Here is a 13004-nt window from a genome sequence, read left to right on the forward strand (position 1 = left end):
CTGCCATGCAGACCCATTCCATTGCCATTCTGGGTGTCTCCGGCCGCCTGGGGCGCGCCATCCTTCTTGAAAGCCTGCTCTACGACAATTTCAAACTCGCAGGCGCTGTCGTCCGGGCCGGATCAGACTGGGACGGAATAGATCTGGGTCAGGCTGCGGGTATCGACCCGGTCGGAATCAAGGCCACGGTCTCCATCGAAGAGGCCTGTGAAACCGCAGACATTGTGATCGATGCCAGCCAGCCCGATCTCACCGTGATTGCAGCCCAGCGCCTGGCCAGAATGCCCGGCAAAGCCTTTGTCACGGGTGTCACCGGCCTGGACAGCGAACAAGATCGTCTCCTGCGCGCGGCTTCGGGCACGCTTCCCATCCTTCGCGCCGGCAATTTCTCAATCGGCGTTGCGATCATGGAGGCCTTGGTGGCCAAGGCCGCATCCTTGCCGGCCCAGGACTGGGATGTGGAGATCGAAGAAGCTCACCATCGTATGAAGGTGGATGCGCCGTCCGGGACGGCCTTGATGCTGGGTGAAGCCGTTGCACGGGCCAGACAGCTTGATTTTGACCAGGTCAAACATTCCGGCCGGGATGGACAAACCGGACAACGTCCAGCCGGGGTGATCGGTTTCTCTGCGACCCGCGGCGGCGGTATTGTAGGCGAACACGCCGTACGCTTCATCTCGGAACTGGAAGAGATCTCGATCCAACACCGGGCCTTCGACCGCAGGATCTTTGCGCGTGGTGCGCTGATCGCTGCAGGATGGATGGCCGACCGCGAGGCCGGGCTCTATACCATGCAGGATGTTGTAGCGGACGTGTGATTGCTTTTCCGTGCGAACACTGACATCTAACTGACATGTCATGAAGATGTCGGGAGGGATGCATGCGTCGCGCCGAACGCCTAATCCGGATCATCCAGGCTCTGCGCGAAGCCGCACCCGGTGCCGTTACCGCGCAGGAACTCGGTCGGGATTTCGAAGTCTCCGAACGCACAATCTATCGGGATGTGGCCCATCTGATTGAAACGGGCGCGCCCATCGATGGTGAAGCCGGTGTGGGTTATGTCTTGCGGCCCGGTTTTGATTTGCCCCCCTTGACCTTCAGCTACGAACAGCTCGACGCGCTCGCGCTGGGTGCGCGTTTTGTGCAAGCGGTGGCAGACCGTGATCTGGTCCTTTCAGCCAATGAAGCCTTGGCCAAGATCGAACGCGCCTTGCCCGCTACGCATCGCGCCCGGCTACGCAGCGCTCCGCTTTATTTTGCCGGGTCTGACGAAGCCAAAATGCGTCCCGAGGCCTTCGGCCCTGTTCGCAATGCCATTACAGACCGGCGCAAGCTGCGGGTACACTATAATTCGCTCGGTGATGAGAAATCGATCCGGGTCATCCGACCCCTGGCTCTCACCTGTTTTGGCCATGTCTGGCTGCTGACAGCGTGGTGCGAGCTGAGATCGGACTTCAGACACTTCCGTGCCGACCGGATCGAGCGCATGACGGTGCTGGCGGAGAGTTTTGACGACGAAGTCGGAAAACGCCTCGAAGACCTCAACTATGATGACGAGCCCGTCGCCAAAAGCGCCTGAGCCCTACCAGGCGCCCGTATTCTCCATCGAGGCCCAGGGCTCCTGGGGTTCGAGATGCGGTCCGCGCTGCAGGAGTTCAATCGAGATACCATCCGGCGAGCGCACGAATGCCATGTGCCCGTCACGCGGCGGACGGTTGATGACATAGCCCATATCCATCAGACGTTCGCAGACCGCGTAGACATTCTCGAACCGATAGGCCAGATGACCAAAATTCCGCCCGCCGGAATAGGCTTCCGGATCCCAGTTATAGGTCAGTTCCACACAGGGCAGACCGTCAGGAACGCCGTCACCATCATTGATGGTGAATTTGTCCATATCGTCCGGTGCCGCCAGGAAAACGAGGGTGAAGCGACCCTTTTCATTGTCAAAACGGCGCACTTCCTTCAGGCCGAGGCCCTCACAATAGAAACGCAGGCTGGCATCGATATCGGTCACGCGGACCATGGTATGCAGGTATTGCATGGCTCTAGCTCTCGTTTTGCGAACTCTCGGATGAGATAGCGGAGTCTTTGCGTGGCAGTTTGGGCGCCCAGGATGGCCGGGCACGCTTCGCCCATTTGGGGCGCTGGCGTGGAATTTCAACCTGGTCGAGCGGTTCTCCCCGCGCACGCGCCAGCCCTGCATGATAGTTTTCCGGCGCTCGCTGGTGATGCAGACGTGCAAAACCTGCGCCCACCAGAGCCCAAAGAGCACTCATCCCGAAGAACATGAAGAACATCCAGGGATAATATCCCACATCATACCAGGGACCATTCTCCAGCCCCAGGACCAGAACCGGCCACAGGCTCATCAAGAGTACGACCATCACGGGGGAGAGCATGATATTGGCCAGCACAGCCGCAGCGCCATACAGCGCCCATCGGGGTTCATGAGCACCGACATACATTTTTATGAAATCGGGACCATCCATGTGGGTAACGGTGCCCGGCTTGCGCTCACGACGAGCCTCATACTCTTCTGCGGCTTCGACACGCAATTGGCGTCGCGCCAGATACCAGCGCAACATCAGCAAAAGGGCAGCGATAAGGGCACCAAGGCCGGCCAGATAGAAATTCGTAAACATGGCGCCAATCTAGCGCCTAACAGCCTCATAGGCGAGCATGGCCCGCTTGCGATCCACACCCCAGTGATAGCCAGTGAGCTTGCGATTGGCCGAAAGCACCCGATGACAGGGAATCAACCAGGACACAGGATTGGCACCCACCGCTGCGCCGACCGCCTGACTGGCTTTAGGCGATCCGATTTTTTCGGCAATATCCTTGTATTTACAGGTTTCTCCTGAACCGAGAGACAATAGAGCACGCCAGACCTGTCTTTGCCACGGGGTGCCATAAAGCACGAGGGGGAGTTTTTCTGGTTCCTGCGTATTGAACACACGCTCCGCCCAATGTCCGGCCAGAACATCATCTCTGTGATACTGTGCGGCAGGAAAGCGCTGGTACAGATCCGCATAACCCGCATCAATGTCGTCATCACAAAACGCCAGAGCGGACAGGCCGCGCGGTGCGATGAGAAACACTCCCGTCCCGAACGGAGTTGGCGCGGCCCCCCAGCGGAAGGTCAGGCCTTGTCCCCGTCTTCGAGCCTCACCAGGCGTGACCGCCTCATGCGCAATGAACAGATCGTGCAGCCGCCCCGGACCTGACAGTCCTGCCTCAAAGGATGCATCGAGAATATTGGCCCCGGTATCCAATGCCTCGCGAGCCGCATTGTGGGCCAAAGCTCCAACAAAGCGTTTCGGGCTCAACCCGACCCATCGGGTAAACAGACGCTGGAAATGATGAGGGGACAATCCTGCCCGATTGGCGATGTCATCCAGATTGGGATGGTCTTGCCAGTCATCTCCCAGCACAGCGAGGATCCGGCTGATACGATGGTAGTCACGGCGGGCGGAGTCGAGGGAGTAAAGATCGGCGCTCATGACGGCATGATTACGTCTCCGGCGATGCAAAACCACCCGCTTCTTGCGTTCCTGCCCGAGCCTGTTGAAGAGCATTGTCCAACGCCTTCGCGAACTCACCACGTTCTTTGGGGCTCAGCGTACTGGCCAGAACCAGGGATTTTCCCGAAACAGAGACTGCGACCTGGCTATGGTGTTGACCCGCATCGATATGACGAAACTGGGCCCAGGCAGTTGGCATTCTGAACCGGCGCAAATGCCCGGTCGGGTGTCGACGTGTCACTTCAATATCGCGCGCATTCACCTTCACCCATTCACGCGCTCGCCCGTCCCGATAGGAGATCCGAAACGCCAGCCAGACCAGAATGGCATCCAGACCGAAAAAGGGCGCGACGGGCCAGGCCCCCATCGTGAAAAACAACAGACCCGCGGTAAACGATATGGCCGTAATTGCGACCATGAGCGCGATGAAGGCCGGATTGGGCAGAGACCGGTTGGGCGCGATTTCCGCATCCAGGTATAACGGCCCCTCATGGGGATCCGGACTGTCCGTCTCAGCAGGCCAGGTTTCGATCACTGTGGGCATGACACTACTCCTACGACATGACCTAGACCGTTCAGCGCGACAGGCAAAGCGCAAGAACCGGGATGACAGGCCCCCGGCGCACCTGCTAGCCCTGACGGCATGAGCAAAACGACCGACTCCTCTGCCAAGCCGGCACGCAAACCCGCCAAAAAAAGCAAATCGCAACCGCGTGGCCTGACCCGCGAACAGGCTCACGATCTGTTTGCTCGATTGGCTGAGGACCGGCCCGACCCGAAGACAGAACTCAACTACTCCAACGCCTACACGCTCGTTGTTGCAGTCGCTCTGTCCGCACAGGCCACCGATGTCGGCGTGAACAAGGCCACCGAACGCCTGTTCGAGGAAGCCGATACACCTGAGAAAATGGTGGCTCTGGGCGAGGATCATGTCCGTGATCGCATCAAGACGATCGGGCTGTTTCGCAACAAGGCCAAAAATGTGATCGCCTTGTCCCGCATGTTGATCGATGATTTTGGCGGACAGGTTCCTGACAATCGCGACGATCTGGTCAAACTGCCTGGTGTGGGGCGCAAGACGGCCAATGTCGTGCTCAACGAAGCCTTTGGTCAGCCTACAATCGCCGTGGATACCCATATCTTCCGGGTCGGCAACCGGACCCGGCTGGCACCGGGTAAAACCCCCGATGATGTGGAAGCGCGACTGGAACGCATAACGCCGGATAAATACAAACTGGGGGCTCACCACTGGCTGATCTTGCACGGACGCTATTTGTGCAAAGCCCGTTCGCCGGAATGCTGGCGGTGCCCGATCGAGGATTTGTGCCGCTTCAAAGACAAAACTCCCGCGCCCAAATAGCCCAGGCTAGTCAGCACGCCCATCGATCAAATTCATCAACGCCTGAGCAAACACGTTACCCATGTTCGCGCCCTGCTCGGGATAGAGATACGGTTCGATCAATTCCAGCTCGATCAGGGCCAGCTTGCCATCAAGACCGCGCAACATATCGACCCGCGCGTAGAGCAAATCACCCTCCACATGATCGAGTACAGAACGCGCTAGGGCGAGCTCGTCCTCGGACGGCTGATACACGCTTTCTGATCCGCCAAACTCGGATTGGACACGATAATCGCCGGCTGCGGGACGCTTGAGCGCACAGTGTGAGAAGCTGCGGTTGAAGAAGAGGAAGGTGTATTCTCCCTCTTCGGCCACGGCGGGCAAGAAGGGCTGGATCATGCATTCGGCCGGTGGCAGCGCATCTGGTTCAGGCAGATGATCGCCCCGTTTCACACGGGCCTGGCGCCATGCACCGGCACCCAACACCGGTTTGATCACGATATCCTCTGCTCCCAGCGTATCGAAGGCCGCCTCGATCGTCTCAGCTGTGGCGTGATCCGCCCAAACCGTAGGGATCATGGGCGCACCTCGATCGGCAAGATCCTTGAGATAGGTTTTGCGCATATTCCAGGTCAGGGTGGACAGAGGGTTGAGCAGAAGGCTCGCCTGGTCACAGCGCGCGAGCAAGGCTGAGAAGGCGTCTGGTTTTTCCATATAGTCCCAGACCGTGCCCACCATGACAGCATCATAGAGTGCGGGATCAAAATCCGGACTGTCCCAGATCCGCGCTTCGAGCTGGAGACCAAACTTGGCACAGGCCGGTTTCAGAGCATTGAATTCCAGATCATGTTCCCAATAATCCGCACGTGCGTCCGGATGGTCTTTGAACATGCAGCTGGCCGTCAAAAAGGCGACACGTTTCATACGGCTCTCCCACTCTGGATCCAATTTTCAGTTGCGCAGTTAGACCGGCTTCATCCTGCCCGCAAGCCTTGCTCCGTACGGGAACTGCATTTAACCCTGCGACTTGACCCAATTTGCCTGAAACCTGACCGGAGCTCCGCATGTCCTCGATCAAATTCGACGTCCTTGGCGTGGGTAATGCCATTGTTGATGTCCTCGCTCCGGCGACGGACGACTTCCTGAAAACCCATGATATTGCCAAGGGCGGCATGACCCTGATCGACGAGGACCGCGCACGCACGCTGTATGATGCCATGGCCCCCGGCAAGGAAGCGTCCGGCGGTTCAGCGGCCAATACCATGGCAGGGATCGCATCCATGGGCGGCAAGGCCGGCTATGTGGGCAAGACCGCAACGGATCAGATCGGCGATATTTTCCGACATGATATTCGCGCAATTGGTGTCGCCTTTGACAGCGCGCCTCTGGACGATGGTCCGGGATCGGGTCGGTGCCTGATCAATGTGACGCCCGACGCTCAGCGCTCCATGTGCACATTTCTCGGCGCATCTGCGCTGGTCACCGAGAAAGATGTCGAGGATGCTGCCGATGCGCTCAAATCCGCAGCGATCGTCTATCTGGAAGGTTATCTGTTCGATCGGGAAGACGCCAAGCGCGCCTATGTTCACGCTGCGGAACTGGCAGCCGCTGCAGGACGCAAGACGGCCCTGACCCTCTCGGACCTCTTCTGTGTCGAGCGCCATCGGCCGGCTTTCCGGCACCTCGTCGCCCATCACGTCGATATCCTGCTCGCCAATGAGGCCGAACTCCTTGCGCTTTATGAAGAGAGTGATTTTGAGACGGCGCTGGAAAAACTGCGAGCGGACGTGTCCGTGGCCGCTGTCACCCGGAGCGAACAGGGCGCTGTGATTATCCGCGGTGATGAAACCGTCAGTGTGCCTGCGGAACCGATCGACACCCTCGTGGACACGACAGGGGCCGGAGATCTGTTCGCGTCCGGTTTCCTGCTCGGCCTGGCGCGCGGCCGGGACCTCTCCGAAGCCGGTCGCATGGGCGCCATCGCGGCGGCAGAGATTATCTCTCACTATGGTGCGCGGCCGGAAACCGAGCTCAAGGACCTGCTGGAAGCTGCAGATCTGGAACTCGATCGCTAAGCGCTGTCAGGGCTCTCGCAACCTGTTAACGAAACATCTCTTCCGCTTTAACGCTGTTTCAAGTGGTTTCTGAGACATTCATAGCTGAAACCGGCTGGACAAAGTATCCGGTCGAATTTGGTGGTGTTGTATGCGGGCGAATTTCGCCTGCCAGTCTCAGGGGTAGACATGGCTCCTCTCCGCAAAGCGGCGGCGCGTGTCATGCGGTCCTTGGTCGTGAAATTCACGGTCATGACCGGCGCACTGATCTTCGCGACGATCTTCATGCTGATGGCATTGGAGAGCATTTCAGCCGAGCGTGATGCGAAACGCTTGCTGACGGATCGAACGATCTCCGCACTGGAGGCCGCGGCCTCCCGCTTGTCCGGCAGTATCGCCGAGCAGGATCGCGAACATCTCGATGGTCAGCTCTCTGATCTTCTGGAAGCCAATTCCGCCCATGAAGTCTATGCGCTCAACACGCATCGTGAAGTTCTCGGCTATGTCAGCGCTGAACACGCCGGTCAGCGCCCTCAGCGTCAGGCCAATATCGCTGTCATGGCTCTGGGCTCCGGTGACCAACGCCACGCCATTCAGGGTGGCACGCTGGAAGTCGCCGTTCCCGTCTATACCTTGAGCCATCGGCTGGTTGGCGTCATCTATGCGCGCCAGGATCTGGTTGAACTGGCTCAGATGCGCAATGCGATGCTGTTCCGCCAGGCTCTGATTTCGATCTTCGCCCTGTGTATCTTCCTGCCCCTGGCCGCAATCACTGTGGGCAAGGCCCTGCAGCCTGTTCGCAAGCTGACAGAAGCGGCGCGGCTGGCGTCCTCGAAAAATCTGGATATGCGGATCGATGTAAACACCGGCGACGAGCTGGAAGTCCTGGCCAACGCGTTCAACCGCATGTTCGCGCGCCTGGAAGGCAATCTGAAACGCATTCATCGGCTGGCCTATGTCGATATGGTCACTGAACTGCCCAACCGCGAACGCTTCCGCAAGGAAACCGAGCGGGTGACCCGTCGGGCCATGGAAGATGGCACGTCAGGCGCGGTTCTCTTCCTCGACCTCGACCGGTTCAAGCGCGTGAATGACAGTCTGGGCATCGGCGAAGGCGACCGCCTTCTTGAGATGGTTGCCCGGCGTCTGACCGAGGTTGCGCGCGGCTGTGATCTCGCAGCGGGCCGCGGACAGGATCCGTCCCTGGTGGCGCGCCTGGGCGGCGATGAATTCACCGTTCTTCTGCCTGACATCAATGACAGTGCCGAGGCAGCCCGTGTCGCCAACAAGCTGGTTGATGCTATTCGTCTGCCGTTTGATATCTCGGGCCACCAGGTTCACCTGGGTGTCTCGGTGGGTGTCGCCGTCTTCCCGCAGGACGGGGCCGATCCGGAAACCCTGATGCGTCATGCTGACCTCGCGATGGCCCATGCCAAGCGGGCCGGGGGTTCGGGTGCGCAATTCTTCGAACCGTCGATGAACCAGTCAGCCTTTGAGCGCCTGATCCTCGAGAACGAGCTGCGTGATGCTGTTCTGAAAGACCAGCTGGTGGTGTTTTACCAGCCCAAAATCCTGATGCAGGATGGGGCGGTTGCCGGTTGTGAGGCTCTGGTGCGCTGGCAACACCCGACTGCCGGACTGCTGTCCCCGGGGGCCTTCATCGAGGCGGCCGAGGAATGCGGCCTGATCGGTGAAATTGGCGATTACGTGCTGCGCCATGCCTGTATGGAAGCGGCCGCCTGGCGCGCCAAAGGGCTGGAGATCCCAGTGGCAGTCAATGTTTCGGCCATGCAGTTCGAACGCGACGGCTTTTCCGAAACGGTTCTGGAAGCCCTGGCGGACGCAGGTCTGCCGCCTCATCTGCTGGAACTGGAACTGACCGAATCCATCGCAATGGAAAATCCGGAACGGGTCATCGAACAGGTTCAGCCTCTGCGTGATCGTGGTGTGCGTTTTGCCATCGATGATTTTGGCACGGGCCATTCCTCGCTCGCCTATCTGACGCGCATGCCGTTTGATGTGTTCAAGATCGATCAGAGCTTTGTGCGCAACATGACGACGGACAAGCACTCGCGCATTGTGGTCGAGACCATTCTGGCGATGGCCAAGTCCCTGAAGCTGGAAACCGTCGCGGAAGGCGTCGAAACGCCGGACCAGATGCACATGCTGCGGGCCCAAGGCGCGACACTGGCCCAGGGTTTCCTCTTCGGTCGTCCGATGCCGGTGGTGGATTTTGTCGACTACGCCTCTGAACAGATGCGGTCTCGCAAGGCTGCGGGCTAACTCGCAACAGACGCACATATGGTGCGCGGGCTTGATTGACCCGGAAGAGACCGCCATCTCTGTTCCAAGCACATCTGGGAGAGAGATATGAACGCGGCCGACCACGAAATCCCGTCCTACACGGATGCATCCGCCTGGCGCGGCACAACCATTCTCGCCGTCCGCAAGAATGGCAAACTCGTTCTCGCGGGTGATGGACAGGTCTCCATTGGACCCACCGTGATGAAAGGCAATGCCAAGAAAGTCCGTCGCCTGGCCGGTGGGCGTGTGATTGCCGGTTTCGCCGGGTCCACGGCTGATGCGTTTGCGCTGTTTGAACGTCTCGAAGCCAAGCTCGAACAATACCCGTCACAGCTGACACGCGCCTGTGTGGATCTCGCCAAGGATTGGCGGACTGATAAATACATGCGCCGTCTCGATGCCATGCTCATTGTCGCAGATGCCGAGTCGACCTTCCTGCTCACCGGTGCCGGCGATGTTCTGGAACCGGAAGACGGTATCGTGGCTGTTGGATCGGGCGGGAATTATGCGCTCTCGGCAGCGCGGGCAATCTTCGAGTACGAGGATGATCCCGAGCAGATTGCGCTCAAATCCATGGCCATCGCGGCCAAGATCTGTGTGTACACAAACGATAATCTGACAGTTGAGATCATCGGATCCTGATCCGGCACATCCCGATGACGTCGCCGAACAACCATGATGGAAATGTAATACGGCGGTAAAATCAGGCGATCATGACCACTTCTATGGTCCCGCCTCGCTCGTCGGGAGGCTTCCATGCGTTTTTCAGACCGTTTTCAATTTGCTGCTGCCTGCGCTCTAGTACTGGCCGGTTCAGGATTGGTCTCGGTGTCCGCCCTTGAGCAAGTCGGCCCGCAGAATCTGACGACAGAAGACGCTGTCGCCCACACCCTTGCAGACTCGGTCGAGACCTGGGTCAATTCCACGCAATTCAGTGGTCAGGTTCTGATCTCCCGCGCTGGCGAGACAGTCTATGAGCTCAACACGGGATTGGCGGATCGCGACACCGGCACACCCATCACAGCGCAATCACGCTTCGCCATTGCGTCACTGAGCAAGACCTTCACCACCGTACTGGCGCTGCAGGCCGTGGAGGCAGGGCAGCTCTCTCTCGATGACACCCTGTCTGACTGGTTGCCCGAATATGACGCGCCCTATGCCGATGTCGTCACTGTGCGTCACCTGTTGCAGAACCGCAGTGGCATCCCGCACTACATCGACTTGCCGGACTGGTTCACGCCGCAAGGCAAGGCCGCCTACACGCCGGATCACCTTCTGAACACTCTGTCGGACTTGCCGCTCCAGTTTGAACCCGGGTCAGACTATCTCTACTCCAATTCGAACTTTTATCTTGTAGGCCTCATACTCGATCGGGCCACGGGCCAAACCTATGAGGACCACCTCGCGCAAACCCTTCTGGAACCCCTGGACCTGACGTCCACCGGCCAGATCTATGAGACGCAAGGCCGTGTAGGCCTGGCTCACAACTACCTTCCAACCGATAATGGCGAATACGAGCGGATTGAGATTGTGAATCCCGCCGTGTTCCGTGCAACCGCAAGCCTCTCGTCCAACGCCCGTGATCTGCAACGCTGGGGGGAGGCGATCATGGATGGTGACCTGCTGGACACAGACAGTTCAGACATCATGCTGGATGTGGATCGCCCGATGGCCTGGACCCTCGCGCAACTGCCGGTCGAACACGCCGACACCCCGATCACCCTTCAAACCTATAATGGCCGCCTGGTTGGACATACCAGCATGCTGACACTTCTTCCCGACAGTGAGACGATCATTATCGTGCTCAGCAATAATGCGGTGGCCTATAGTGAGCTGGCCGAGCTGACCGTGGAACTCGCAGGCCTTGTCAGCACGCCCGAGGACTAGCGCGCAAACACATGCGCATCGATGTCGCGAAACGTTTTGAACTCCAGAGCGTTGCCTGACGGATCGCGGACGAAGAACGTGCCCTGTTCGCCCGGCTGGCCCTGAAACCGGACATAGGGTTCGATCACAAAGGGAGTGCCGGCCCGTCGGAATCGCTCGGCCAGGGCCTCCCATTCCTGCCACTCCAGGATCAGGCCAAAATGTCGAACCGGGACTGACTTTCCGTCAACCGAGCTCGTATCGGCTGGCATGCACTCGTCCGGCGCCAGATGCGCGACGATCTGGTGCCCGAACAGATCAAAATCAATCCAGCTGGATGAAGACCGACCTTCAGGGCAAGCCATGAGACCGGCATAGAAAGCCCGAGCCGCCGCCAGGTCATGGACCGGAAAAGCCAGATGGAAGCGGGGCCGTTGGCCGTGTTTCGGCGTGGATGTCGGTCCTGATCCAATGCCTGTCAAATCGATCATGTCAGCAGGTGTCATGCGGCGTCTCTGCCTTTCAGGTCTGGTCGTGTCATCACCGGGTTATTACATGAAGGGTATAGACCTCATGACCGCAAGCCCAGACGGGAAACAGATGACAGACTTTTCGCCCCGGGAAATCGTATCCGAACTCGACCGGTTCATTATCGGCCAGGCCGATGCCAAGAAAGCCGTAGCCATCGCCCTGCGCAATCGCTGGCGGCGGCGTCAGCTGGAATCGGATCTCGCGGACGAAGTCACACCGAAAAATATTCTGATGATCGGGCCAACGGGTGTCGGCAAGACGGAGATTTCCCGCCGCCTCGCCAAACTGGCCCAGGCGCCGTTTCTCAAGATCGAGGCAACCAAATTCACCGAGGTGGGGTATGTTGGCCGGGATGTGGATCAGATTGCGCGTGATCTGGTTGAGGCTGCTATCCATCTGGTCCGCGACAAACGTCGTGATGATGTGAAAGCCAAGGCCCATTCTGCCGCGGAAGAGCGGGTTCTCGATGCCCTGGTCGGAGAGACAGCCTCTGCGTCTACACGCGACAGTTTCCGTAAACGCCTAAGAGATGGCGAGCTGGATGACAAAGACATCGATATCCAGATGTCCGACACCAGCTCTCCAATGCAGATGCTGGACATTCCGGGCATGCCCCAAGGCGGGGCCGGCGTCCTCAATCTGTCAGACATCTTTGGCAAGGGTATGGGTGGACGGACAAAATCCGTACGGATGAAGGTTCGCGAAGCCTATGAGCCGCTGATCAATGAAGAAGCCGACAAACTGATCGATGATGCCCAGATTGCGGCCGAGGCCATCGCCAAGGTTGAGAATGACGGAATTGTTTTCCTGGACGAGATCGACAAAATCGCAGCCCGGTCAGACGCCCGAGGCGGGGATGTCTCCCGAGAAGGGGTCCAACGCGACCTTCTTCCGCTGATCGAAGGCACGACTGTGTCGACCAAACATGGTCCGGTTCGCACCGATCACATCCTCTTCATCGCCTCCGGTGCCTTCCATGTCGCCAAACCGTCCGATCTCCTGCCAGAATTGCAGGGTCGGCTGCCGATCCGCGTCGAGCTCAAAGCCCTGACACGTGAAGATTTCCGCCGCATTCTCACCGAGCCGGAAGCCAGCCTGATCAAGCAGTACATCGCCTTGATGGCGACCGAAGGGGTGACGCTGGATTTCACCGATGATGCCATTGATGCCATCGCTGAACTGGCCGCAGATGTGAACGCCACAGTTGAAAACATCGGAGCCCGGCGTCTTCAGACCATTATGGAAAAATTGGTGGAGGATGTGTCCTTCTCAGCCTCTGATCGGGATGGCGAGACCATCCGGATCGATCAGGCCTATGTGCGCGACCATGTCGGAGAACTGGCAGCTAATACGGATCTGTCCAAGTTTATCCTCTAGATCGCGTTT

14 protein-coding genes are annotated in these 13004 nt (G+C 58.8%); 8 read left to right on the forward strand and 6 right to left on the reverse strand.

Translation table 11 applies throughout. The features are described from left to right. Positions 1 to 5 precede the first annotated feature (5 nt). On the forward strand, positions 6 to 818 hold the full coding sequence (gene dapB, locus RMQ97_RS00820) for a 4-hydroxy-tetrahydrodipicolinate reductase (protein ID WP_413658925.1): 813 nt from the start codon (positions 6 to 8) through the stop codon (positions 816 to 818). Between the two features lie 62 nt (positions 819 to 880). Next, complete coding sequence (locus tag RMQ97_RS00825) at positions 881 to 1579, forward strand: helix-turn-helix transcriptional regulator (protein WP_413658926.1); 699 nt, start codon at positions 881 to 883, stop codon at positions 1577 to 1579. A gap of 3 nt (positions 1580 to 1582) precedes the next feature. On the opposite strand, the gene RMQ97_RS00830 is transcribed toward RMQ97_RS00825, so the two are convergent. Genes RMQ97_RS00830 through RMQ97_RS00845 form a run of 4 tightly spaced genes read right to left on the reverse strand, consistent with a single transcriptional unit; the run spans position 1583 to position 4068 of the window. Then, complete coding sequence (locus tag RMQ97_RS00830; protein ID WP_413658927.1) at positions 1583 to 2044, reverse strand: VOC family protein; 462 nt, start codon at positions 2042 to 2044, stop codon at positions 1583 to 1585. A gap of 4 nt (positions 2045 to 2048) precedes the next feature. Beyond that, complete coding sequence (locus tag RMQ97_RS00835; RefSeq protein WP_413658928.1) at positions 2049 to 2645, reverse strand: hypothetical protein; 597 nt, start codon at positions 2643 to 2645, stop codon at positions 2049 to 2051. Between the two features lie 9 nt (positions 2646 to 2654). Continuing rightward, positions 2655 to 3503, reverse strand: a complete 849-nt coding sequence (locus RMQ97_RS00840; protein WP_413658929.1) for a methylated-DNA--[protein]-cysteine S-methyltransferase — start codon at positions 3501 to 3503, stop codon at positions 2655 to 2657. Positions 3504 to 3513: 10 nt separating this feature from the next. Beyond that, positions 3514 to 4068 (reverse strand): DUF2244 domain-containing protein, encoded by a 555-nt coding sequence (locus tag RMQ97_RS00845; RefSeq protein WP_413658930.1) that lies wholly within the window; start codon positions 4066 to 4068, stop codon positions 3514 to 3516. A gap of 99 nt (positions 4069 to 4167) precedes the next feature. Between RMQ97_RS00845 and nth the strand changes: the two genes are divergently transcribed. After that, positions 4168 to 4884, forward strand: coding sequence for an endonuclease III (nth, locus tag RMQ97_RS00850; RefSeq protein WP_413658931.1), 717 nt, complete (start codon positions 4168 to 4170; stop codon positions 4882 to 4884). Between the two features lie 6 nt (positions 4885 to 4890). On the opposite strand, the gene RMQ97_RS00855 is transcribed toward nth, so the two are convergent. Beyond that, positions 4891 to 5787: an ATP-grasp domain-containing protein gene (locus RMQ97_RS00855; protein ID WP_413658932.1), complete on the reverse strand. Its 897-nt coding sequence runs from the start codon at positions 5785 to 5787 to the stop codon at positions 4891 to 4893. 140 nt (positions 5788 to 5927) lie between these two features. On the opposite strand from RMQ97_RS00855, the gene RMQ97_RS00860 reads away from it, so the two are divergent. The 4 genes from RMQ97_RS00860 (at position 5928) to RMQ97_RS00875 (ending at position 11108) form a co-directional block, all read left to right on the forward strand. Next, a complete protein-coding gene (locus RMQ97_RS00860; protein WP_413658933.1) occupies positions 5928 to 6938 on the forward strand; it encodes an adenosine kinase in 1011 nt (336 codons plus the stop codon). A 168-nt stretch (positions 6939 to 7106) separates the two neighbouring features. After that, on the forward strand, positions 7107 to 9200 hold the full coding sequence (locus tag RMQ97_RS00865; protein ID WP_413658934.1) for a putative bifunctional diguanylate cyclase/phosphodiesterase: 2094 nt from the start codon (positions 7107 to 7109) through the stop codon (positions 9198 to 9200). An 87-nt stretch (positions 9201 to 9287) separates the two neighbouring features. After that, positions 9288 to 9863, forward strand: a complete 576-nt coding sequence (gene hslV / locus RMQ97_RS00870; RefSeq protein ID WP_413658935.1) for an ATP-dependent protease subunit HslV — start codon at positions 9288 to 9290, stop codon at positions 9861 to 9863. Between the two features lie 114 nt (positions 9864 to 9977). Next, positions 9978 to 11108 (forward strand): serine hydrolase domain-containing protein, encoded by a 1131-nt coding sequence (locus RMQ97_RS00875; RefSeq protein WP_413658936.1) that lies wholly within the window; start codon positions 9978 to 9980, stop codon positions 11106 to 11108. Here RMQ97_RS00875 and RMQ97_RS00880 read toward each other — a convergent pair. Then, the gene (locus RMQ97_RS00880) at positions 11105 to 11578 is read right to left on the reverse strand and encodes a VOC family protein (protein ID WP_413658937.1); all 474 of its coding nucleotides are present in this window, start codon (positions 11576 to 11578) and stop codon (positions 11105 to 11107) included. The genes RMQ97_RS00875 and RMQ97_RS00880 overlap by 4 nt on opposite strands. A 109-nt stretch (positions 11579 to 11687) precedes the next feature. On the opposite strand from RMQ97_RS00880, the gene hslU reads away from it, so the two are divergent. Beyond that, on the forward strand, positions 11688 to 12995 hold the full coding sequence (gene hslU, locus RMQ97_RS00885; RefSeq protein ID WP_413658938.1) for an ATP-dependent protease ATPase subunit HslU: 1308 nt from the start codon (positions 11688 to 11690) through the stop codon (positions 12993 to 12995). The last annotated feature ends 9 nt before the right edge of the window (positions 12996 to 13004 follow it).

The organism is Maricaulis sp. D1M11, from assembly GCF_047308265.1.
In the GTDB taxonomy this organism is placed as follows: Bacteria; Pseudomonadota; Alphaproteobacteria; order Caulobacterales; family Maricaulaceae; genus Maricaulis.